The 24,505-nt window shown below is 37.5% G+C and carries 19 protein-coding genes; 9 read left to right on the top strand and 10 right to left on the bottom strand.

Annotated elements, in window-relative coordinates; genetic code table 11:
- The first annotated feature begins 1 nt into the window (after nt 1).
- Both ZA06_RS09245 and ZA06_RS09240 read left to right on the top strand, forming a co-directional pair.
- Complete coding sequence (locus ZA06_RS09245) at nt 2-1,579, top strand: AsmA family protein (RefSeq protein ID WP_053977188.1); 1,578 nt, start codon at nt 2-4, stop codon at nt 1,577-1,579.
- 92 nt (nt 1,580-1,671) lie between these two features.
- Nucleotides 1,672-3,990: an ATP-dependent helicase gene (locus ZA06_RS09240; protein WP_053977187.1), complete on the top strand. Its 2,319-nt coding sequence runs from the start codon at nt 1,672-1,674 to the stop codon at nt 3,988-3,990.
- Here the strand turns inward: ZA06_RS09240 and ZA06_RS09235 are convergent, their stop codons facing one another.
- The 4 genes from ZA06_RS09235 to ZA06_RS09220 all read right to left on the bottom strand — a co-directional run bounded on the left by ZA06_RS09235 (nt 3,991) and on the right by ZA06_RS09220 (nt 8,341).
- Nucleotides 3,991-4,881 carry a hypothetical protein gene (locus ZA06_RS09235; RefSeq protein ID WP_157503207.1) on the bottom strand — a complete coding sequence of 297 codons (891 nt, stop codon included), beginning with the start codon at nt 4,879-4,881 and terminating at the stop codon, nt 3,991-3,993.
- A gap of 74 nt (nt 4,882-4,955) precedes the next feature.
- Nucleotides 4,956-5,915, bottom strand: a complete 960-nt coding sequence (locus tag ZA06_RS09230; protein WP_053977185.1) for a retropepsin-like aspartic protease — start codon at nt 5,913-5,915, stop codon at nt 4,956-4,958.
- 106 nt (nt 5,916-6,021) lie between these two features.
- Nucleotides 6,022-7,842, bottom strand: a complete 1,821-nt coding sequence (locus ZA06_RS09225; RefSeq protein ID WP_240472233.1) for an adenylate/guanylate cyclase domain-containing protein — start codon at nt 7,840-7,842, stop codon at nt 6,022-6,024.
- A 58-nt stretch (nt 7,843-7,900) separates the two neighbouring features.
- The gene (locus ZA06_RS09220; protein ID WP_053977183.1) at nt 7,901-8,341 is read right to left on the bottom strand and encodes a hypothetical protein; all 441 of its coding nucleotides are present in this window, start codon (nt 8,339-8,341) and stop codon (nt 7,901-7,903) included.
- Between the two features lie 204 nt (nt 8,342-8,545).
- Between ZA06_RS09220 and ZA06_RS09215 the strand changes: the two genes are divergently transcribed.
- Complete coding sequence (locus ZA06_RS09215; protein WP_053977182.1) at nt 8,546-9,166, top strand: L-threonylcarbamoyladenylate synthase; 621 nt, start codon at nt 8,546-8,548, stop codon at nt 9,164-9,166.
- Between the two features lie 102 nt (nt 9,167-9,268).
- Here the strand turns inward: ZA06_RS09215 and ZA06_RS16925 are convergent, their stop codons facing one another.
- The 6 genes from ZA06_RS16925 to ZA06_RS09190 form a co-directional block, all read right to left on the bottom strand.
- Nucleotides 9,269-9,442, bottom strand: a complete 174-nt coding sequence (locus tag ZA06_RS16925; RefSeq protein WP_157503205.1) for a hypothetical protein — start codon at nt 9,440-9,442, stop codon at nt 9,269-9,271.
- Nucleotides 9,443-9,749: 307 nt separating this feature from the next.
- Entirely contained in the window at nt 9,750-10,607 is an 858-nt protein-coding gene (locus ZA06_RS09210) for an OmpA/MotB family protein (RefSeq protein WP_053977181.1), read from the bottom strand.
- A gap of 508 nt (nt 10,608-11,115) precedes the next feature.
- Nucleotides 11,116-11,832, bottom strand: a complete 717-nt coding sequence (locus ZA06_RS09205) for a T9SS type A sorting domain-containing protein (protein WP_053977180.1) — start codon at nt 11,830-11,832, stop codon at nt 11,116-11,118.
- Between the two features lie 83 nt (nt 11,833-11,915).
- Nucleotides 11,916-12,626: a T9SS type A sorting domain-containing protein gene (locus ZA06_RS09200; RefSeq protein WP_053977179.1), complete on the bottom strand. Its 711-nt coding sequence runs from the start codon at nt 12,624-12,626 to the stop codon at nt 11,916-11,918.
- A gap of 82 nt (nt 12,627-12,708) precedes the next feature.
- On the bottom strand, nt 12,709-13,734 hold the full coding sequence (locus ZA06_RS09195) for a glycosyltransferase family 2 protein (protein WP_053977178.1): 1,026 nt from the start codon (nt 13,732-13,734) through the stop codon (nt 12,709-12,711).
- Nucleotides 13,709-14,170, bottom strand: coding sequence for a type I restriction enzyme HsdR N-terminal domain-containing protein (locus tag ZA06_RS09190; RefSeq protein ID WP_053977177.1), 462 nt, complete (start codon nt 14,168-14,170; stop codon nt 13,709-13,711). Before ZA06_RS09190 ends, ZA06_RS09195 begins: the two co-directional genes overlap by 26 nt.
- Before the next feature lie 102 nt (nt 14,171-14,272).
- Between ZA06_RS09190 and holA the strand changes: the two genes are divergently transcribed.
- The 6 genes from holA to ZA06_RS09160 all read left to right on the top strand — a co-directional run bounded on the left by holA (nt 14,273) and on the right by ZA06_RS09160 (nt 24,453).
- On the top strand, nt 14,273-15,277 hold the full coding sequence (gene holA / locus ZA06_RS09185) for a DNA polymerase III subunit delta (RefSeq protein ID WP_053977176.1): 1,005 nt from the start codon (nt 14,273-14,275) through the stop codon (nt 15,275-15,277).
- A gap of 397 nt (nt 15,278-15,674) precedes the next feature.
- Nucleotides 15,675-16,919: a LamG-like jellyroll fold domain-containing protein gene (locus ZA06_RS09180; RefSeq protein WP_053977175.1), complete on the top strand. Its 1,245-nt coding sequence runs from the start codon at nt 15,675-15,677 to the stop codon at nt 16,917-16,919.
- Between the two features lie 191 nt (nt 16,920-17,110).
- Complete coding sequence (locus tag ZA06_RS09175; protein ID WP_082331992.1) at nt 17,111-18,316, top strand: LamG-like jellyroll fold domain-containing protein; 1,206 nt, start codon at nt 17,111-17,113, stop codon at nt 18,314-18,316.
- Nucleotides 18,317-18,489: 173 nt separating this feature from the next.
- Nucleotides 18,490-20,667, top strand: a complete 2,178-nt coding sequence (locus ZA06_RS09170) for a LamG-like jellyroll fold domain-containing protein (RefSeq protein WP_053977173.1) — start codon at nt 18,490-18,492, stop codon at nt 20,665-20,667.
- 195 nt (nt 20,668-20,862) lie between these two features.
- Entirely contained in the window at nt 20,863-23,034 is a 2,172-nt protein-coding gene (locus ZA06_RS09165) for a LamG-like jellyroll fold domain-containing protein (RefSeq protein ID WP_053977172.1), read from the top strand.
- Between the two features lie 168 nt (nt 23,035-23,202).
- Nucleotides 23,203-24,453, top strand: coding sequence for a LamG-like jellyroll fold domain-containing protein (locus tag ZA06_RS09160; protein WP_053977171.1), 1,251 nt, complete (start codon nt 23,203-23,205; stop codon nt 24,451-24,453).
- Nucleotides 24,454-24,505: the final 52 nt, after the last annotated feature.

The following is a 24,505-nucleotide window of genomic DNA, read 5'->3' as shown; positions in this document are numbered from 1 at the left end:
TATGGGTAAAGGCAAGAAAATCAAATTGATAGTTCTTTTGACTGTCGTTGTGTTGGCTGCTTGGGCAGCTAGTAAAGTCAATTCGGTGGTGAAAGAAAAGGTAGAGGATTATCTTTCAAGTTCTTTGCCTGAAACCGTTAAATTAAAGTATTCCAATTTGGACTTGGACCTTTGGAAAGGGGCGGCTACTCTTGAAGGTATTGAGTTGGAAAACTTTAATGAAACTTCCAAAGAGCCACTCTTGAAGCTACGTTTGGACTCTCTTTCAGTTAATGATATTGGTTATTGGGCATATTTGTTCAATGACAATATTGATATTGGAAATATTCAATTGGTTCGTCCACAATTGACTTATTTCAAACTTCAAAATCCAGATTCTGTTAAGGAAGTTCAGGAAGAGCCAAAAGTATTTAATTATAGGGTGAATCTAGGAAGGCTGGATATAAGCAAGGCAGGAATTGAAATAGTGAATACCGAAACAGATTCCATACTTCTTCATGTATCCGATTTAGATTTCGGTTTGGACAAAGTGTTTGTCGATGAGACTGTTTTGCGGCAAAAGATTCCAGTAGATTATGAGGGCTATCAAATGGCTTTCGATTCTCTGTTCTACACTATTGGTCCCTTCGAGAACATGGCGGTTGGACCTTCTAAATTATCCCAACAAGATATGGCTTTTGAAAATGTTAGGATCTTTTCAAAATACTCAAAGTATGAGCTTTCCAAGCATATTCCTGTAGAGAGGGATTTTGCGGATGTGGTGTTTGAATCCGTAACATTGAAAGATTACAAAATAGGTGTTGGAGATAGTGGAAGGGTGTCTTTTTCAAGTCCAAAGATGGAAATCTTAAACCCTCAAGTGGATTTTTTTAGAGATAAACTCGTGGCAGACGACCCCAAAATAAAACCGCTCTACAATGAGATGCTTCGGGATTTGAGTTTTGATTTGACTATTGATTCTCTTCAAATTAAAAATGCGTCTGTTGCTTATTCTGAACGCGTGAAACAAGATAATCATGGAGGAAAGATTACCTTTTCAAATTTGAATGCCGACATTGCCAATGTGAGCAATACCTATGAAGCTCCAATAAAAACAGAGATTGAAGTTGAAGCCAATTTTATGGAACATGCGCCTTTGAAGGTTCACTGGAATTTTGATGTAAACGATCCTGATGGGACATTCATATTTCAAGCAGAATTGGATAGGTTGAAGGTGCATGATGTCAATAAATTTTCAGAACCTAACCTACGGATCAAGTTTGAAGGGGAAATTGAGCAATTGTACTTTACCATTTGGGGAAATACCAATGTGTCGCAAGTGGATATGCGTGCCAAATATGAAGACTTTCAAATTATTGCCTTGAAAAAGGATGGTTCAACCCCAAACAAGCTATTGTCGGGTTTGTTGAATACTCTAGTGGCCAAGGATAGCGATAGGTTGCCCGATCATTTTAGGGAGGGCCATAAAGAGGGGATTGAAAGAAACAAAACCAAATCGGTGTTTAATTATGTTTGGATCAATGCCAAAGATGGTTTGCTGAAAACCATGGTAAACCACAAACGAAAGCATAAAACCTAGAAATTATTCCGCATTGTTTATAATTATTAATAAATCTGACCGACTAAAACTTAGACATTGGTTAATTTCACGCCGGAAAAAAATCAGAAACTTTGGAGAAGTATTTAAGTCAGCTGAATGAAGCACAGTTAGCCCCAACCATTCAAAAGGATGGGCCAATGATAGTGATTGCTGGAGCCGGATCTGGCAAAACAAGGGTACTAACCTATAGGATTGCCTATTTAATGAGCCAAGGGGTCGATCCCTTCAATATATTGTCCTTGACCTTTACCAATAAGGCAGCGCGTGAGATGAAAGAACGTATTGCCACAATTGTTGGGCAAAGTGAGGCCAAAAACCTATGGATGGGAACATTCCACTCCATTTTTGCCAAAATCCTGCGTTTTGAAGCCGATAGATTGGGTTATCCAAGCAATTTTACCATTTATGACGCTCAGGATTCTGATAAACTGATTGGTTCCATTATCAGGGAAATGGGACTTGATAAGGATGTTTATAAAGCGAAACAGATTCGTTCTAGAATTTCTTCTTATAAAAACAACCTTATTACGGTTAAGGCCTATTTCAATAACCCTGAACTTATGGAATCTGATGCTGCAGCAAGAAGGCCAAAGTTGGGAGAGATTTACAGGAACTATGTAGAGCGCTGTTTTAAGGCGGGCGCTATGGATTTTGACGATTTGTTGTTGAAAACCAATGAACTCTTAACGAGATTTCCAGATGTGTTGGCAAAGTATCAAGATCGCTTCCGCTATATTTTAGTAGATGAGTATCAAGATACCAACCATTCCCAGTATTTGATTGTAAGGGCCTTGTCCGATCGATTCCAAAATATTTGTGTGGTAGGGGATGATGCGCAGAGTATCTATGCTTTTAGGGGAGCCAATATCAACAATATTTTGAACTTCCAGAAGGATTATGATGGTGTGAAAATGTTCCGTTTGGAGCAGAATTACCGTTCTACAAAAAATATTGTCAACGCTGCCAATTCCATTATTGATAAAAACCAAACCAAATTGGATAAGGTGGTTTGGACTGCCAATGATGAAGGAGGGAAAATCAAGGTCAATCGTTTGATGACCGATGGTGACGAAGGGCGTTATGTTGCGAGTTCTATTTTTGAAAACAAAATGAACGAACAGCTCAAAAACAGTGATTTTGCAATTTTATATCGTACCAATGCGCAGTCTAGAGCTATGGAAGACGCATTGAGAAAACGTGATATTCCTTATCGTATCTACGGAGGGCTGTCCTTCTATCAGCGTAAGGAAATCAAGGATATTCTTTCTTATTTACGTTTGGTAATCAATCCGGCGGATGAGGAAGCTTTAAAAAGAGTCATCAATTTCCCGCCTAGGGGAATTGGACAAACAACGGTTGATCGGTTATTGGTAGCTGCCAATGGCTACAAGCGCTCCATGTTTGAGGTGATGCAAAACTTGGATAAAGTTGATTTGAAGATTAATTCTGGAACTAAAGGGAAATTACGTGATTTCGTTTTAATGCTTGAGAGTTTTCAGGTGATGAACCAAACGGCTAATGCTTTTGAATTGGCCGAGCACATTACCAAGGTGACTGGATTGATTAAGGAATTCAATAAAGATGGCACTCCTGAAGGTGTTGCCAAAATGGAGAACATCGAGGAGCTTTTAAATGGTATTAAGGATTTCGTTGAAGGTCAAAAGGAATTGGCAGATGCTACGGGATCATTGACTGAGTTTTTGGAGGATGTTGCATTGGCAACCGATATGGACAAAGACAATGAGGATGATGATAAAGTCGCGTTAATGACCATTCACTTGGCAAAAGGATTGGAATTTCCTTATGTGTATATCGTTGGGATGGAGGAAGACCTGTTTCCGAGTGCTATGAGCTCGAATTCCAGAAGCGATTTGGAAGAAGAACGCCGTCTGTTTTATGTGGCGCTTACTAGGGCAGAGAAGCAGGCATATTTAACCTATACAGTTTCGCGTTATCGATGGGGGAAATTGGTAGATGCCGAGCCGAGTAGGTTTATTGAGGAAATCGATGATCAATATTTGGAAATCTTGACTCCGGTTCAAGAACAACGCTTTAATCCAATGTTGGATGCGGATATTTTTGGAGACGTGCCACCTAATAAGGTAAGGTTCAAAAAGCCTCCAATGAAAAAGATGTCAGAAAAGCAGCCGCCTAAGTTTATTCCGCCTGCCAAATTGAAGCCGATGGCAAAAGCTAAAGAGAATGAAGTGACCAATTTATTTGATGGGGAGCTTACTGTGGGCAACATTGTAGAGCACATGCGATTTGGAAAAGGAGAGGTCTTGAAGATTGAAGGACAAGGTGCCGACACCAAAGCGGAAATCAATTTTGAAGTAGGTGGGGTTAAAAAATTATTACTCCGCTTTGCAAAATTGAAAATGCTAGGATAGTTATTTTACCATCATCACAGAATTGATGTAGCCGTGGTCATCGTATTCCTTTACAGGATTGTCTGGATCTACGATCCAGTTGCCATCTACAATGTATTTGTAATGGTGCTTTCCTCCTGAAAGGAGTATGGTTGCGGTCCATCCAGTTTTAGTTTTGCTCATTTCAATTTGCTGTTCATTCCAATCATTAAAAGAGCCCGCTAAAATTACTTTTTCTGCATTAGGATAGCCGTTAAGAATAAACGTAACATTCTCCTTAATGCTGATATGGGAATTGTATTCGCCAAACTCATTGGTGACTCTGTCTGGATTTGTAGGGTCTTCCATCCAAAGGCCATCAACAATGTAGCGGTATTGATAATCGTTTGGTCTTAGTTGCAGGATAATTTCCCAGCCTCCATCAATTTTATACATTTTAAAGGCATGCTCGTTCCACTTGTTGAAAGAGCCGGATAAAATCACTTCTTTGGCATCTTCATGACCTTTCAGCCTGAATCTAACATTGCCATCTTTTGAAGGGTAGGCGCCTGTAAAAAGGTTTAGATTAAGTACGTTAAGATGGTAGCCATCTTTAGTGGCTTGTACCGTGTTGCTTACCTGAGCAGAAGGTTCGGCCCAATATTCATGGTTAATGACAAATTTAAATTCCCATGAAAAGGCATCTGTAAAGTCGCTGAGTTTCTTACGAAGTTCGTAGGTGTTCTCATCCACTTTCTTCATTTTCCATCGATGCATCGACCAATTGTTGAATTGTCCAGCAACCACGACATTATCGATAGTGAGGTTTTCAAAAGGGATGGAGGGTTTAAAACCGTCGGGAGATACAGATTGGTAGTCGTTTCTGTTGAATGTGAACACAACCTCGTCGCCTTCAATTCTATATCCTTTCACGTTTTGGTTTTGGCAAAGAGCGCTTGTGCCCACTAGTATGAGCAGGATAAACGCAATATAATGAACAATTTTTCTCAATGCCGTTGTAATGGATATTGTACAAAGTAAAGTTTTTCTTTTTTATAATTGATGATTGTTCGTTTTTGTTTGAAAAATTCATATCCCAAAATGCCGTCCAAAGTTGTCCCGAAGGCTTTGTTGAGATTGTCTAAATTTGTTACAATGGTTTGCATCGGTCCTAGGTAAACAGTTTCACTTAGTTTAACACGGTGCAAATTTCCTGCCAAAACTTCAATTTGTTTATTACTGGCCCCTGTAAGCATTAGGCGTCCCTTGGGGTGGAAATACTTTAAGGCTTTTCGGGAGGCTTTGTTATTAATTTGGTTGACTTCGGCAGCTGTATCCACTCCAAACGTTAAAGGTTGCCCATTGATGGAGGCATTTACCACAATGGTGTGGTTTTTCAATTTAAACCCAACGCTATCAACTATTTTTTCCAAATAGCCGCGAGGATCTAATTTAACTCCTTTGTTATCAGTTTTGGATAAGGTAATTTGGTTAAGATATAGGTCGACAAAAATTTCGTAATCTTTCAAAATACTATAACCAATCACTCCTAAGAGTTTCATTTTCTTTGAAGTTTCAATATGGGACAAGTCAATGATATCTGAAGTTTGGTTTTCCAAAACAAGATTTTCAATGACAAAAGAATTGAGCTTTCTTTCAAAAGGGTTGTCAATAATGCTTACAACCCCAGTCATTTCTTGACGCTTTCTGTTGTGGGCATATTTTTGAGGGAAATGAACTTTATTGAGGATAAGGGCCTCAGAGCCTGTATCGATAATGAAATTCCCCTTCTTTCCCATCAATTCCGCCTTTACTACAATAAGGTTGTCGATAAGTTGAAAAGGGATGCGGGAGGTATATTGATTGAGGATTTCAGCTTGAGGAAAGGAGACCTGATTGATAGCCAAATTGGCAAACGCTGTTTGAAGCCCAAAGATGAAAACTATTATAAAAATGAAAACCCTCATGTATTTAAGACTCCAAAAAGTGAAAGATGTTACAGAGTTTAAATGTCTTAAGTTATGATTTTTGTAAAATGGGAATGTTGCTTAAGTTTTTTAGGCTAGTGAATTGTTAGTTTGGTCGGGGCATAAGGTTTGAAGTAATGTTGTTTTTTGAATTGACAAAATACATTTTCATGATGCCTCTGTTTTTTACTTCAACTTTGCCGCGATATTCGCAATGAAATTCGTCTTTTACAATTTTGTAAGTATTGTGGGAAATATTGATTTTTCCTGGTAGAGAGCAGGATTCCATTCTTGAGGCTACATTTACGGTATCTCCCCAAATGTCGTAAGCAAATTTTTTGGTACCTACCACACCGGCCACCACGGGCCCTGTGTTAACTCCAACACGAATATCGAAATTGGAAGCTAACTGTGTGTTTGTTGCTTTTGCTTGATTAACAAAGTCAACAATATCCATTGCTGCCAAAAGCATGTTATGAGTATGGTTGCTGCTATGGTTGTGCAATCCACTAGCACACATATAAGCGTCTCCCACCGTTTTTATTTTTTCCAATTGGTAACGACCGATAATTTCATCAAATTTTGAAAAGTAGTAGTCAATGCTTTCCACCAACTGCTGAGGGGGTAGATGTTCTGAATATCTTGTAAAGCCTACAAAATCGGTAAACAATACTGTAGCGTGCTTAATTTTTTGAGCTTTTACTTTGCCGTGTTGCTTGAGTTCTTCGGCGGTTTGTTCGGGAAGAATGTTTTTGAGTAAGTCATCTGATCGTTTCTTTTCATTTTCAATAATGATTTTGGTTTTATTAATGAATTTATAACGTCTGTAAAGGCCCCATGCTAAAAGAGAAATCAAAAATATAATAGCGGCAGTGGCATAAATGGCAGCTCTTTGCCGACGTGCTTTGAGTTGGGATATTTCGGCTTCTTTTTGAAGGATATTAACTTCGGCTTCTTTTTTTGAAACCTCATAATCGGTTCTTAGGGCAGACATTTTTTGAATATTCTCTAAGTTTGCAATACTGTCCCTATAGGCTATATGTTGTTTGAAATTAAAATGGGAATCCTTGAAATTTCCTTGCGCTTCATAAAGGTTTGATAATTGTAAGTAGGTTTCGCTTAACTGTTCATCGAGCTGGTGTTTTTGCGCAAGGTGAAGGCTCTTGTTGGCATAGGCTAAAGCTTTTTTTATCTCTCCCTTTTTTGAATAGATATCGGCCATGTAAGTTAGAAATTCTGATATAGGGTAGTAGTCCTCAAATTTTTCAAGAGTTACGATAGCGGAGTTTATTTTTTCTAAAGCAAGTTCATCCTTTTCCTTTTCTGCATATACTCTTCCTAGGTTGCCATCTACATAGGCTAAAGCTCTAACGTCATTTAATTTTTCAAAAATATTGCCAGCTTCTTTTGTGTAGGAAAGTGCATCATTGGAATTGCCAGTTTTTAAATATTGATCTCCCAAATTGTAAAGGGCATACCCTAGTTTTATGGAATCATTGGTATGTTTTAATTTTTCGATTCCTTCTAGGTAATACTTTTGGGCGTTGGATGGATTTTCTACAATAGAGTAGGTGTCGGCTATTCCAATTAGAGCAGCTCCAATAAAAGCGTCGTTTTTGGTTTGTTCTGCATATTTCAAACTCGAAAAGTAACATTCCAGCGCTTCGGGAAAGTCAGCTTTTTCACTAAAGGCATTGGCTTTTTGTAAATGGCCCGAATACTGCAGTTTTAAGGAGTCTTTTGGAGCTTTTTCAAGGAGGAGGTTTGAGAATTTTAGTTTGGTATCTGCATTTAATGATTCATTTATAATCTTGAAAATTAAAGAAAGGTTGTTTTGATTGGACACATTGGTTTCGTAGACAGCAATTAAGCTATCAGCAGTTTTTTGGTTTTGAGAAAACCCAGTCTGTAAGAATGTTGCAACCAATATCAGGGTTATGCAAATTCTCAATACACTAAAGCGCATATAGTATGTTGAAAATAAATTATATTTTGTCTGTCATTTTTAGTTTTGGATCTAAGACATAGGGATTAGAAGTATCATTATTGACAGTAAACACTACATAATAGTTTTCCTCTCCTTCTATATCACTGTCATGAATTTTTCCGGAAACATTTCCGAGGCTATCTACTTCGATTATAGATTTTTTTAAAATTTTGGCACCCCCGCTATCTCCTGGTTTTCGTGCTACCAAGATAATTTGGACAGTATCACCGGAATCCGGATATTTTGGGAGGCCTTCCCAGGTAACAGATTTGTTTTTGTCGACTTTGGAGATAAATTTACTTGGGACACCTGCAGGATAGGAGACATCGTCTCTATTGTCTGAAAATATGGCCGTGAAATTTACATTGCCTAAGTTGATTTTACTTGTATCTACAGTGAGATAAACCTTTGTGTCTTTTTTGTCATTATCGGAGTTCATATTTCAATTATTTAATGGTTACTTTCATTTTAAGTGCTATTAAATAATGAAATGAGGCAATTATCTGTCTTAAGGAGAGCGATATACAATTAAAGATAGTGATTTTTTTTAAATCACTGATTTACAGATGTTTAAATATATTTTCTAGGCAGGTTCTATTGGGAATATTTAACTACTTTTATAGTGATATAAGAAACTTGAAAAATGGCCCAGTTTATTAGAATATATGAGGAAAATCCTAACCCAAGAGAGATAGATAAAGTAGTCAAAGTTCTTAAAAATGGCGGGTTGATAATTTATCCTACCGATACAGTTTATGGTTTGGGATGTGATATTATGAATACGAAGGCACTGGAGCGTGTAGCCAAAATAAAAAAAGTGAAGCTTGAAAAGGCCAACTTTTCATTTATATGTGAGGATTTGAGCAATTTAAGCGATTATGTAAAGCAAATAGATACCAGTACCTTTAAAATTTTGAAAAGGGCCTTGCCTGGGCCTTATACCTTTATTCTTCCAGGTGCTAAAACACTTCCGTCTGTCTTTAAGAAAAAGAAAACCGTAGGGATAAGGGTGCCTGCTAATAATATTGCTTTGGAAATTGTGAGGCAGTTGGGGAATCCCATCATTTCAACCTCTATTCGTGATGATGATGAGATTTTGGAGTATACTACTGATCCAGAATTGATTCATGAAAAGTGGGATAATTTGGTAGATCTTGTTATAGATGGTGGTTATGGGGATAATGAGGCCTCTACGGTTATAGATTTTTCAGAAGAAGAACCTCTTATTGTTAGAGAGGGAAAAGGATCTCTTGAAATATTTTAGAATTCTATTGTTGGAGTATGGGCGTAACAAATGGGTTGTACGGTTAATAATTTAACGGACAACTAAGGGCTTTGTTATGTAGAAGAAATACACTGAAAAAGTTCAAAAAACACTGCTCTTATTGAAGTTTTGTGCTGAACTGGACATCTTGTTGTAGGTGTGTTCTACAATGATAGATTCGGCTTCATGGTACTTTTCAGATTTGATAACATTTAATAACCAATCGAAATGGTTTTTTGAACGTCTTTTAAAACGATAGGGTAATGCTTGTTCCATGGGTTAAATAAATTAGAAGCAGGCATTTACAGTTTTAGTTCTTAGAAAAAACAAAGGTAGCTTTGGGTCTTATAAATATAAGTGATGCGAAATTATAAAGTGCTGTTTTTCTTTTAATTACCGATTTTAATCGTTTAATGGATAAAATTTAAATTCCTCGTAAGACAAACTTCACAAAAAGAACGGATAGAAGATAATTATCTGTTTTTGTGAGGTTTAAATTAGTCGTTTTTTCGACTTTATAAAAGAAGATTAACAAAAAAAGCCCACCATTTGGTGGGCTTGTAATTTATAATGTTTTGAAGAATTAACCTTCGTTACTAAGGTTTTTCATTTCTTCCTCGATCATGTCGTAGAACTGATCAATTTTTGGAAGTACAACAATTCTTGTACGTCTATTTTTAGCTCTGTCTTCAGAAGTATCGTTAGAAGCTAAAGGCACGAATTCGGCACGTCCAGCAGCAATAAGCTGTTGTGGGTTTACGTCTAAGCTTTCCAATACTCTTACCACAGAAGTTGCACGCTTCACACTTAAATCCCAGTTATCCAATAACACCCCTCTTTGGTAAGGTACATTATCGGTATGGGCTTCTACCATAGCTTCAAAGTTTGGCTTGCTGTTGATAACTTTAGCAACTTTAGCTAAAACTTCTTTAGCTCTTGAAGTTACATTGTAGCTTCCGCTTTGGAATAACAATTTGTCTGCAATAGAAATAAATACAACTCCTTTTTCAACATTGATTTCAATGTCTGGATCGTTAATACCTACTTCTTTTTTCAAGCTAGATACAATGGCAAGAGTGACACTGTCCTTTTTGGTTAACGCTTCTTGAAGACGCGTGATTTTTAAATCCTTTTCTTTTAGACTTTCCAATGATTTCTCAAGATTTTCAGCACCTTTTTGGGTTAAGGTTGTCAAATTTCCTTTAGTATCAATCAAGTCTTGGTTGGTTCTGCGCAAGTCGGCAAGTTGTTCTTGCATCCCTTCTAAACGAGCAGTGGCTGCTGCTTTGTCTGAAAGACAGCTGTTTAGTTTTACGGTTGCGCTATTTAATAAGTCCTCAGTTTCTTTGTGTTTGGCTTCAAGTGCGGCATATTCTTTTTTAGATACACAAGATCCGAAAAGCAACATGGCCGAAGCACTCAATAACATTAGTTTTTTCATAATTGTCCGTGATTATTCGTTGTTAATTTAACGTCCCAAAATTATAGAAAAGAATTTTCGTTTGGGAATAAGTTAACAAAAAGTTTAACAAAATTTATAAACAAAATATGAGGGCGAAAAAAAAGCCAAACCGGCTTCAAAATATGAAGTGGTCTGGCTAAAAGCAAGGTTGGTTGAGTTGTTACTGCTAAGATTAAACTTTTGTAAAAAATCCCTGCTTCTGTTAAAGGTAAAGGTAACTACATTTAGCTCTTATTTAGTTCAAAATATTACCTGAACCGAAAACCTTTATAATGTTAAATTAATAATCAAAAAAATATAAATGTATGACACACACTTAAAAAATTCTGAAACCGAAACTAAAAATTAAAAAAGGCTTGAAGGTTAAATTAATGTTAATGGGTATAAAAATATTAAAACCGTCCAACTTTTTTGATTATTAGTTTGACTCCTGCTTTTTGTTATCCTTTTTTTGAGTTCATTTGTCTTAATCTTTTAGAAATTGGTGTTACTCTTTTACAAATTGTCTAGTGAAATTGCCTTTGTCGGTGGTTACTTTTAAAATATAAACACCAGCGGTAAGGTCTTCAACATTGATTTCTGCTTCAGTGTTACTCAATACTAATTGTCCTAAATTGTTGTATATTTCTGATGAAGTGATATTAGTAACACCTTTAATGTATATGATGGAGGCCGTTGGGTTTGGATAAATAGTTACTTGTTCCGCTGATAATTTGGGTATACTCAAAGCTTCAGTTGTAACGACTAAGTTATCAAAAATAATAGGAGTAGGCTGATTTGCAGTTACTGTAAATGAGGTTATGCCAGTCCATTTAAGCGATACTTCGGAAGCATTGCCTGTAAATTCAACAACTACAGGTGTATTTGTACCTCCTGTAGGAGTAAATGTATAAGTTTCAGGTGGATTACCATTCATGGCAAGAATCGAAATGACATTTACGGCTGTGTCAAAAGTAAATACAACACTACTTGAGTTATTGCTAAAAATACAATTTCCAGATCCACCATATGAAATATTAGCTAAGGATACAACTTCTTTTGATGAGTTGGAGTCTGAAAAAGTTACAGTTATACCATCTCTTGTCTCGCTTAAGGATGTGGATCCAACTGGAGAAGGGAGCGTTTCCCAATCAAAAGTTGTTTGTGATAATGTGGCTGTTGTTTGAATGGCTAGTGATAAGAACAAAAAAGTAAGTTTTTTCATGGGATTGGGTTTTGATTTAAAAGTTCACCGGTTCTAATAAGGAAACGGTACGTTTGGTAGTTACAAATGACTTTAGGTTGTTTTTACTGTTTTATAAATTGTTTTGCGAAGTTTCCTTTATCGGTGGTTACTTTTAAAATATAAACACCGTTGGTAAGCGGTTCTATATTTATTTCTGAAGCAGTAGTGCTCAATACCAATTGACCTAAACTATTGTAAATTTTTGAGATAGTGATAGCTGTAAGTCCTTTTAAGTATAAGGTAGAATATGCTGGGCTTGGGTAAACGGTTATTTCTTCCATTGATAAATCAGGAGAACTTAAGGAGGTGTTTTCTACTATTATATCATCAAACCAAGCAAATTCTTTTGCTTCAGAGGATATAGTAAAGGACGTTACACCTTCCCAATTTAATTCAACAGTGGCGTGATGATAGTCTAAGGTTACTATAACCGGTGTGTTGTCTCCACCGAAAGGCGTAAATGTATATGTGATGTCAGGATCCGAATAGCTCATTGCAATTATGGAAATTAAATTCACTGGGGTGTTGAAGCTGAATTCTGTGGAATTTGTGTATTGTGAATGGAAAAATTTTCCAGAACCTCCATGGGGGCTACTCGAGCCTAAGGTAACATTTCCATCACGACAAGAACCGGTAATGGTAATACCATCTATAGTTTCCGACTTAGTTTTAGCTGCGCCACTTGGAGCTGTTTCCCATCCAAAAGTTGTTTGGCCAATAGTATTGGTAGTTCCAAATGCTGCAAAGCAAAATAAAAGTAGTAGTTTTTTCATGGTTGTTTTTTTAGTTGATTTATGGTGTGTAAACTAAAAACTACTTTTTTTTTGAGAGTTAAATCAAGGTTAATGTGGGAAATCACATATATGTTTTCTGTCCTTTAATATAGTATCTCGTAAGTATCGAAGTGTATTTATAGTAGTGCTTTTGCTGGGTGATTTGGTTACGCTGTTTAATTAATTGGGGTAAGTGGGCATAGTAGCTGAAATGCGCTTTTAAAATGGATAAAATATGTTTGAATTTTAATTCAAACAAAAATTTAAGGGCAGCAATGCCATCTAAAACCAAACGTGTAAAAACCAATATAAAAATTGGTCCGCTGGCATTTTTGGTAAGGGTGTAGAGGCTGTTCCTAAAATTAAGATAGGTTTTCCTAGGGTTGCTGGATTGAAGTGTGGCGCCTCCCACATGATAAACAGTGGAAGTACCTATATACTTAGTGGTGTACCCTAAATTGAAGGCGCGCCAGCAAAGATCGATTTCTTCCATATGGGCAAAAAAATCCTCATCAAAACCATTTAAGGTGTTGAAGACTTCTTTTCTAATAAAAAAACAGGCGCCGGAAGCCCAAAAAATGTCGGTGTTGTCACTGTATTGTCCTGTATCGGCTTCAACCGTTTCAAAAATTCTACCTCGGCAAAAGGGGTACCCGAACTTATCAATAAAACCTCCTGCGGCCCCTGCGTATTCAAAGTGATCTTTTCGTTTGTAATCTAGAAGTTTTGGTTGTACAATGGCGGTGTTCGAGTTATTATCAAACTCCGTGATGATTGGAGGAAGCCAGTTTGGGGTCACTTCAATATCACTGTTCAATAAGCAAAAAATATCAGCGTCTACCTGTTTAAGAGCATCATTATAGCCTTTAGCATAGCCACCATTTTCCTGATTTTGGATGATGGTAATTTCTGGATATTTAGCTTTTACAAAGGCTACGGAATCATCCGTAGACGCATTATCGGCCACATAAATGTCAGCGCTTTGGGAATGTGATACCACAGAAGGCAGAAATTGCTCCAAAAGTTGTTTTCCGTTCCAGTTTAAAATGACAATAGCTATACGTGTGCTCACAGAAATGGTTTCAGGGGGTTGAGGGATTGGAATCATAGGAGGGGAGCTCTCTTAAAAAAGTGTAACGCTCCTCTTCAAAATCCATTTGACAATAATAATGATTAATTCCGTTGGTTACCATCAAAAATGAGGCATCCAAGGTTAAATTGTATCTCGCAATTTGGTCGAAGGTAGCTTGACTGATAGGTACAGAAGGTGCTTTGCATTCCACAATAAGGTGAATGCTTCCGTCTGTGTTGAATACCACAATATCGTAGCGTTTCTTCAAGTTGTTTACGGTCAGCTCCTTTTCAACATTAATAAGTGATTTGGGATAGTTTTTCACTTGCATCAGGTAATGCACGCAATGCTGGCGCACCCATTCTTCGGGTTGGAGAATGATGAATTTTTTACGAATCTCATCGAAAATAGAAATTTTATTTTCGCTACTTTTGAAACGGAATGAAAACTTTGGAAAGTTTAGGTTTTGCATGCGCGCCACTTGAATTTTTTCAAAAATACACTACATATAATAAATACCAAATGCCGGCTTTAGTTTTTCAATGGGCATTTGGATACATGAAATTTTACGCTTTTGGACGAGGTTAAACAGATAGTAACAGATATTAGGAACGGAAATTTAAAACCTATCTATTTTTTAATGGGCGAAGAACCTTATTATATAGATAAGATATCCGATTATATTGAAGACAATGTGCTTGCGGAAGAGGAGAAGGGCTTTAACCAAATGGTGTTGTATGGACGTGATATTTCTGTAGATGATATTGTGAGCAATGCCAAGCGTTTCCCAATGATGGCAGAACGCCAGGTGGTGATTGTTAAAGAGGCCCAGGACTTGGCACGGCAAATTGAAAAGTTGGCTGCTTATGCCGAAAATCCTCAGCCTTCAACCGTTTTGGTGCTCAATTATAAGTACAAGAAAATCGATAAGCGTAAAGCGCTTTATAAAAGCATTAAAAAGACAGGTGTAGTTTATGAAAGCAAAAAACTTTACGATAACCAAGTGGCCGATTGGATTAGACGTGTGCTTTCTGGGCAGAACTACAGTATTACACCAAAAGCCGCCCAAATGTTGGTGGAGTTTTTAGGAACCGATTTGAGCAAAATCAGTAACGAGCTGGATAAACTTAAAATTATTCTTCCAAAGGGTACTGAGATTTCTGCGGAACAGATTGAGGAAAATATAGGGATTAGTAAGGACTATAACAATTTTGAGCTCAGAAAGGCAATAGGGGAACGTAACACTTTAAAGGCTTTTCAGATTGTTAACTATTTTGCAGATAACCCAAAAGATAACCCTATGGTGATGACGGTATCCTTGCTGTTCAGTTTCTTTTCTCAGTTATTGCAATTTCACGGATTGAGTGATAAAAATCCAAGAAATGTGGCTTCAGCCTTAAAAATCAATCCTTATTTTGTAAACGAATACACCGTAGCCGCACGCAATTTTCCTATGCGAAAAGTGAGTGCCATTGTAGAAACCTTGCGGGACTTTGACGTTAAAAGTAAAGGGGTGGGGGCCAATGCTATTCCTCAAGGTGATCTATTAAAAGAGCTGTTGGTGAAAATCTTCAATTAACAACAATTTCACAAAGGTTAATCAAGTGTTAACGGTACACTTATTTTAAAGGTCAGGAAAGGCCTTTTGGTTACCTTTGCAACGTAGTTTTATAAATGAATTGAAGATTTTTTTAGCTGTCATTTGTTTGAATTTCAGTACTCTAAGATCATTAGATTTTTTTATTAAGTTAAGTTTTTAGTTGATTAAACGAATTCAAATTATAAGGAAGTAGTTAGCCTTAAAATTTGGACGCAAAAGGCCTTTAAGGTCTTATGCAAATTGTGTTATGTTATTAAAGAGTCAATCCTTTTGGGTTGGCTTTTTTTGTTGGGTTAAATTAAGGTTAAACGAGGTTTGTATAGATGAGGATTATTGAAGGCTTATTTATTTTCGTTGCAACAAAAAATTAACAATTATGATAAAAAAACTACACAAGAAAATGCTTTTACCTGCATGTTTTGCGGTGTCTATGTTAACTTCCAATGCACAAAATGGTTTGGAATTTGATGGTATCAATGATTATATAACCACCACGGCGCCTTCTATAGAAGGCAGTGCTTCTAGAACAGTTGAAGCTTGGATTAATGCTTCATACGACGCAGGTCAGAGGTTTATTGTGGGTATGGGCTCCATGGATGGTGGGGGAACACGATTTTCATTTAAAATTAATCCAGGTGCTTCGGTTATCAGGATTGAAGTTGGTGGAGGTGGATTAAACGGCACAGCCTATATAACAAATTCTCAATGGCATCATGTAGCGGTAGTGTATGATAATTCTCTTTCCAGTAATAAATACAAGTTATATGTTGATGGTGCATTGAATGTTGAGGGGGATATTACAAGTCAAACTCTGAATGTAGGAAGTAATAATATTGTGATAGGACAAAGAAATGATATGGATCCATCTACCTCATTTGATGGAAAGATAGCTGAAGTGCGTATTTGGGACGTGGCAAGAAGTGCAAATGATATTGATCTTAATAAAGGGGTTACATTGTGTGGGGATGAAGAAGGTTTGGTAGCTTATTATCAATTTAACGAAGGAACTGCCAGTGGAGAGAATGCAGGTATTACGACAGTATCCGAGCTTAAAAATGGCTATAATGGAACGTTGCATAACTTTTCTTTAAGTGGTGCTTTTTCTAATTTTGTTTCGGGTCCAACACTTACAAGTTCTGTTGATAACACGGTTACATTAGATGGATCTACACTTATGGCAACTGGAACAGATGCAACTTATCAATGGTTTAACTGTACAGATGGAAATACAGCTGTAGATGGTGCCACAGGGCAGTCGTTTACTCCAGAAGCATCTGGAACCTATGCGGTTGAGATTACAGATAGTGAAGGCTGTACCGTAACATCAACTTGTATGGCGGTAGAGGTTGAGGCATTAGGAGTGGAAGATACCTTATTTGCCAACAGTTTAAAATTGTATCCTAACCCAACTTCAGGAAATGTAAATGTAACTTTAAACGGTGTGTACCAAACTGTAGATGCACAATTGGTATCTATCACAGGAAAAGTGGTGGCAACATACCAATTCAGCAATACCAATGAATTTGCAATCGATCTTAACAATTTCAATTCGGGGCTTTATTTCTTAAACCTTAAGGCAGATCATTTAGATGCTGCTACAGTTAAAGTGGTAAAGATGTAATTGTGTAATGTGTTTATTTTGAAAAGCCAACCTTTTTAGGTTGGCTTTTTTTTGTTTGATGAAATTGATTATATGGTTAAGGTTCAGGTTTTTGTGAAATTTACAAGTTAAATTAATGTTAATAGGTCTATTTAATTTAGTGTCACCTATAGTGTGCGGTAATTTTAAGAAACAACTAAAATTTAACAATTATGATAAGAAAACTACGCAAAAATATGTTTTTTACTGTATGTTTCATGGTTTCTGTGTTAACTTTTAATGCGCAAAACGCATTGAATTTTGATAAGGTTAATGATTATATACAAACACCTTATGCGGGCGTGCTTGGATCGGCCAACAGAACTTTTGAAGCTTGGATTTACATACCCTCCTCTTCACCAACATCCAATTTGGCAATTTTAGATTATGGATTGAATCAAACCGGAGGTAGAAATACGTTTGCGGTTGGCGGTGATAGAAGTTTAAAATTTATCGCCGGATCAGCCAATGTATCTACCGAGGCAGATACCGTACCGTTGGATACCTGGGTTCATGTGGCTTTTGTTAAAAATGGTACTACAGGTTATTTGTATATAAATGGTGATGAAATGGGCTCCGCTTCTGTCACTGCACTGAATACACCTTCTACTGGTGATAATCTGAAAATTGGAGAGCGCGTTACAGGAGGGTCTATTTTGTTTCAAGGTAATATCGATGAGGTTAGAATATGGAATATTGCAAGGACCCAGGCGGAAATCCAATCTACCATGAATACTGGAGTATGTGAAGATGTGGCTGGATTACAAGCCTATTTTAAGTTGGATGAAGGGATTGCCGAAGGAGATAATTCAGGGGTAACAACAGCCATTGATGCGGTCAATGGGAATGATGGTACCTTAATGGGATTCGATTTGTCTGCAGGAGCCGTTTCTAATTATGTGGAAGGTCATGGTTTGGTTGCGCTGGAAGGAGCTGCCCTTACAGCGGCTCAAACAGGAGCTACTTACCAATGGGTAGACTGTGATAATGCCAATACAGCAATTGTTGGTGCTACAGAACAGGTCTATACACCAGTAGAGCCGGGGAGCTATGCTGTAGAAATTACTGTAGATGGTTGTACCACGACTTCGGAATGTGTAGAGGTGTCTTCATTGGGAGTGGAAGATGAGTTGTTTGCCAACAATCTTAAATTATATCCTAACCCAACCTTAGGAAATGTAAATGTAACTTTAAACGGTGTGTACCAAACTGTGGATGCACAATTGGTATCTATCACTGGAAAGGTGGTGGCGACATATCAATTCAGTAATACCAATGAATTTTCATTAGATCTAAACAAGTTCAATTTGGGGCTTTATTTCTTAAACCTTAGGGCAGATCATTTGGATGCTGCAACTGTTAAAGTGGTAAAGATGTAATTGTGTAATGTGTTTTTATGAAAGCTAACCTTTTGGGTTAGCTTTTTTTTTTTTTTTACACGGGGTCAATACGTTAGTGTTTCTGTGGGTTAAAAATAGGTTAAAAGCTAATGTTTTATTACTCTTCCGTGCGGATTGGAATATTTTTAAAGACAACTAATAAATTAACAATTATGATAAAAAATCTACGTAAAAAACTATTTTTTACTACGTGTTTTGCGGTGTCTGTGTTAACTTCTCAGGCGCAAACAGGTTTGCATTTCGATGGTTCCGATGATTATATTTTAACAGATCTTGGTGGAGTTTTAGGAAATTCGCCGAGAACAGTTGAGGCTTGGGTAAAATGGAGTTACCAATCTCGCCAAGCACTTATTGTGGAATGGGGTGGTGGAACTCCAACAGAGAACGGGGGGCCTCGTTTCACCTTTAAAATCCAGAGTAGTAAAGTGAGAATTGAAACGGGAGGGACTAATAATTACTTGGATGGTTCAACTTATTTAAATTCAAGTTGGCATCATGTGGCCGTAACTTACGATCCATCTCAAGAAAATGAGTATAAATTATACGTAGACGGGAATCTAGATGCTGAAGGTAACTTTACTGGCACTGGTACAGATACTCAAGATGCAGCTAATATTCAATTAGGGGGTAGGAATGTTAATATTGGAGCAACAGCCTTTAGCGGGACTATTGATGATGTGAGAATTTGGAACGTGGCAAGAACTCAATCTGAGATTCTGGCAGACATGAATAATGAGTTATGTGATTTGCCAGCTGAATTGGTTGCTTACTATAAGTTAAATGAAGGGACGGCAAACGGAAGTAATTTAGCTATTACTTCGGTTGTAAATGAAGTGTCTTCTACAGATGTTAATGAATTGAAAAACTTTGCCTTATCAGGAAATGCGTATTCAAATTATGCGGCAGGAAAAGTAACTTCTGGTATTGATACTACGATAACTAGTGATGATGTTACATTAACAGCGAATCAGGTAGATGCTGTTTATCAATGGGTAGATGTGGACAATGCTAATGCAGAAATAGAGGGAGCTACAGCTCAGGATTTTACTCCTAGTGAAAGTGGTAATTATGCTGTAGAAATTACAGTAGGGGATTGTACAGAAATGTCCGTTTCAATGAGCATTGTATTGGCAGAGCCTGTTTTTAACAAACGTACGGGGCTCCATTTTGATGGTGTTGACGATTACGTACAAGGAACCTCAACTCCTGTTGCTGGAAGTACAGCAAGAACTGTTGAAGCTTGGATAAGAACCACAAAAGATTCGCGCCCTGCTAGTGATGGAGGGGATGGGCAAAGTGTAATATGTGATTGGGGGTACTCAAGTTCTGGTATGCGATTTACTTTCAATCTTTTATGGAGTAATAGTATACGTTTGGAAACCGCAGCGGGAGGAGTGTCTGGTACTACACCTGTAAATGATGGTACCTGGCACCATGTGGCAGCAGTTTATGATCCATCAGCTTCACCTACAGTAAAAGTATTTGTGGATGGTGCAGAGGATGCCTCTGGAAATCCTACAGTTAATACTAGTACTATAAGTAAGATTAGATTAGGAAAAAGAGTTGATGGAGCTGGACTATTTGAAGGAGATATGGATGAAGTTAGAGTATGGAATATTGCCTTGACGGAAGCGCAAATAAAAAGCAGAATGAATGTAGAGCTTTGTGGAGATGAAACGGGGCTTGTAATCTATTATCCTTTTGGAGAGGGAACTCCAGGAGAGGACAATACGGGGATTACTACACTTACAGATAAGAGTACTACTGGTGACGATGCTACCCTAAACAATTTTGCTTTGTCAGGTACTGAGTCTAACTGGGTTGAAGGCCATGGTTTATTGAGTTTGGAGGGAACTACCTTAACAGCGGTTCAAACAAATACAGAAACTACTCCAACCGAGCTTGTTGCAACATATCAATGGGTTGATTGTGATAATGGCAATGCCGTTATAGATGGCGCAATAGAGCAAACTTTTACTCCGGAAGTTTCAGGTAACTACGCTGTGGAAATTACTGTAGATGGTTGTGTAACTACTTCGGCCTGCATGGCAGTAGATGTAAATGCCTTGGGGGTTGACGAAAACTTAATGGGCACTTTAAAAGTGTTTCCTAACCCAACATCGGGAACTTTGAATGTAGCGATGAACGGTGTTTACCAAACTGTAGAGGCCCAGTTGGTGTCCATTACAGGAAAAGTGGTTGGTCAATACCAGTTCAACAACACCAATGGTTTTGAATTAAATACCAACAATTTTAATTCTGGACTTTATTTCTTGAAACTTAAGGCGGACAATATGGATGCTGTAACTGTTAAAGTTGTAAAGATGTAATTGTGTAATGTGTTTATTTAAAAAGCCAACCCCAGAAGGTTGGCTTTTTTATTACATAGTAAAGAGGAAGATGTGATTCTTTTGTTATTCAGTATTTTGTGTTCTGTTTAGGTTAAATTAAAGTTAAAGGACTGTTTTTTTGTGTGGGTTCTATATGTCTAAAATACTTTTAAAGACAACTAAAATTTAACTATTATGATTAAAAAACTACACAAAAAAGTGTTTTTGCCTGCATTTATCGCGGGATCTGTATTGATTTCCAGCGCTCAGACTGGATTGAATTTTGATGGTACGGATGATTATGTTCAAACAGATTATGCGGGTGTACTAGGTGCGGCCAATAGAACCTTTGAAGCTTGGATTTATGTTCCATCTCCTGTTCCTTCGTCTAGTTTTGCGATTTTGGATTATGGTACTAATGATGTTGGATCAAGGAACACCTTTCTTGTTAAAAATGATAACAGCTTGAAGTTTGTTTCTGGGGGTACAAATGCAAATATGGGAACCGATCCAGATACGGTGCCTTTAGATGTTTGGACACACGTAGCTTTTGTTTTAAACAATGGAACTGGTTATCTATATATTAATGGTGTGGAGAAAGCTACGGCAAATTTAACAACTGTTAATACGCCTTCAGGTAATGAAAATGTGCTTATTGGAAATCGTGTTTCTGGACCTAATACTATGTTTTTTGGAGGTTCTATGGATGAAGTTAGAATTTGGAATGTGGCTAGAACCCAAATTGAAATCTCAGATAGTATGAATGCTGAGTTTTGTGAGCTTCCAGAAGGTTTGGTAGCTTATTATAAATTAAATGAAGGTGCCGCAGGAGAAGATAATACAAGTATTACAAATGTTGTTGATGAAGTAAATTCTTCAAGTGTAAACACGATGGAGGGATTTGTTTTGTCGGGTACAGATTCTAATTATGTATCTGGTAATGTTGATAGTGATATAGATGCTACAGTAAGTGTTGATGGATCTGGCTTAACGGCTAATCAAGCGGATGCCACTTACCAATGGGTAGATGCTGACAATGCTAATGCAGCTATCGACGGTGCCACAAGCCAATCATTTATTCCTAGTGAAACAGGTAATTATGCTGTTGAAATTACGCTAGGAGCGTGTTCGGTAATGTCTGATGCTGCGAGTTTTGTGGCTGAGCCAGCTTTCAACAAGCGTACTGGTCTTCATTTTGATGGGGTAGATGATTATGTGCAAGGAACAACAATTCCTGTTGCTGGAAATGGAGCAAGAACCGTTGAGGCTTGGGTGAGAACTACCAAGGATTCACAGCCGGCCAGCGCAGGGGGAGATGGGCAAAGTGTGATTTGTGATTGGGGATATTCAAGTTCTGGTCAAAGATTTACTTTCAATCTTTTATGGAGTAATGGTATTCGTTTGGAAACCGCAGCGGGAGGAGTGTCTGGTACTACACCTGTCAATGATGGAGCATGGCACCATGTAGCGGCTGTATACAACCCATCGGCTTCACCTACGGTAAAAGTATATGTGGATGGTACAGAGGATGCCTCTGGGAATCCTACGGTAAATACTAGTTCAAGTAGTTGGGCGACAAAGATTAGGTTGGGTAAAAGAGTAGACGGGTCTGGTCCATTTGAAGGAGATATGGATGAAGTAAGAGTATGGAATGTAGCCTTGACTGAAGCGCAAATCCAAAGCAGAATGAATGTAGAGCTTTGTGGAGATGAAACAGGGCTTGTAATTTACTATCCGTTTGGAGAAGGAACTCCTGGAGAGGACAATACAGGCATTGCAACTCTTACTGATATGAGTGCTACAGGCGATGATGCTACCTTAAACAATTTTACATTGTCAGGCGCTGAGTCTAACTGGGTAGAAGGCCATGGTTTATTGAGTTTGGAAGGAACTACTTTAACGGCGGCTCAAACAAATCTAGAAACTACTCCTACAGAAGTTGTTGCTACATATCAATGGGTTGATTGTGATAATGGTAATGCTGTTATAGATGGGGCGACAGAGCAAGCTTTTACTCCAGAGGCGTCTGGTAACTATGCTGTGGAAATTACTGTAGATGGTTGTGTAACTACTTCAGGCTGTATGGCAGTAGATGTTAATGCATTGGGAATAGAAGAAAGCTTAATGGATACTTTAAAAGTGTTTCCAAACCCAACTTCTGGTAACTTAAATGTAGTTTTAAACGGAGTGTACCAAACAGTAGATGCGCAATTGGTGTCCATTACAGGAAAAGTGGTTGGTAAGTACCAATTTAGCAATAGCAATGGGTTTGACTTGAATTTAAGCAATTTCAATTCTGGACTTTATTTCTTGAAACTTAAGGCAGACAATATGGATGCTGTAACCGTAAAAGTGATTAAAATGTAATTGTATTTTGGGGTTATTTAAAAGAGCCAACCTGATATGGGTTGGCTTTTTTGTTTTTAGTTGTCAGTAAGTTAGTTGATTTAGGGTGTTAAGGAAGGGTTAATGGTCGTTGAATATGTTTAGCTGTGTTAACTTTTTTAGTTCCTTGTAACAAAAATTAACTTACTCATGATTAAAAAAATACACAAAAAATGCTTTTTTGCTGCTTGTTTGGCAGCTTCTATGCTAACTGCCAATGCGCAAACTGGATTAAGATTTGATGGTTATGGAGATTATATTTTAACAGACCTCGATGGACCACAAGGTAATGCACCAAGAACGGTTGAAGCTTGGGTTAATCACTCTGGTAGCGGCCAGGATATTATTGTAGAATGGGGTGGTGGTGATTTAACTCCCGAGGGAGGGCCTCGCTTCACCTTTAAATTTCAAGATTATTATCTAGAGGTAGAAACAGGAGGAGGGATAACAAATAGACTTACTGGAACCACTCGTAATCCTATGGGATGGCACCATGTGGCCGTAACTTATGACCCTTCCTTGGAGGAGAATCAATATAAACTTTATCTTGATGGAGTAATAGAGGCTCAAGGGAATTTCACAGGGACAGGGACTTATACTTCTAATTTTGCTCCTATCCAAATTGGAGCTAGAGCTAAAAACCCATCTGGTACAGGCTATAGTGGTACTATTGATGATGTGCGAATCTGGAAGGTAGCTAGAACTCAGGGCGATATTCTAGCAGATATGAATAGTGAACTTTGTGATTATTCAGATGAATTAGTAGCTTATTATAAATTGAATGAGGGGGTTGCTGGTGCTGATAACACTGCAATTACTACAATTGTAAATGAAGTCTCTCCGACGGATGTTAATGAATTACACAATTTTGGCATGAATTTGTTTAACTCAAACTTTGCTGAGGGGTATTTGACTTCAGGAATTGATACTTCTGTTGCAAGTGATGAGACTACTCTATCAGCTAACCAAGAGGATGCAACTTACCAATGGCTAGATGTTGACAATGACAATGCTGTAATTGAAGGTGTAACTACCCAAACGTTTACACCGTCTCAAAACGGTAACTATGCTGTGGAAATCACTGTTGGAAACTGTACTGAAATCTCAGAGACAGTTAATTTTGCAAGTAGTACATTGGGTATTGAAGACAATCTGTTTGCTAATGGACTTCAATTGTATCCTAATCCAACTTCTGGAAACTTAAACGTGTCTTTAAATGGTGTTTATGAAACTGTTAACGCTCAATTGGTAGCTATTACAGGAAAAGTTATTGGGCAATACCAATTCAATAATACCAATGGCTTTTCATTAGATCTTAATAATTTCAATTCTGGGGTTTATTTCTTGAATTTGAAAGCAGCTGAATTGGAAGCTGTAACCTTAAAAGTTGTAAAAATCTAATCGGGAGAATTTACATTTAAAAAAAAAGCCAATGCATTACGCATTGGCTTTT

Origin of the sequence: Mangrovimonas xylaniphaga (genome assembly GCF_001280435.1) — a bacterium.
Taxonomy (GTDB): domain Bacteria; phylum Bacteroidota; class Bacteroidia; order Flavobacteriales; family Flavobacteriaceae; genus Mangrovimonas_A; species Mangrovimonas_A xylaniphaga.
Note: the sequence above shows the minus strand (reverse complement) of the source record. Positions and strands in the feature narration are given on the sequence as shown.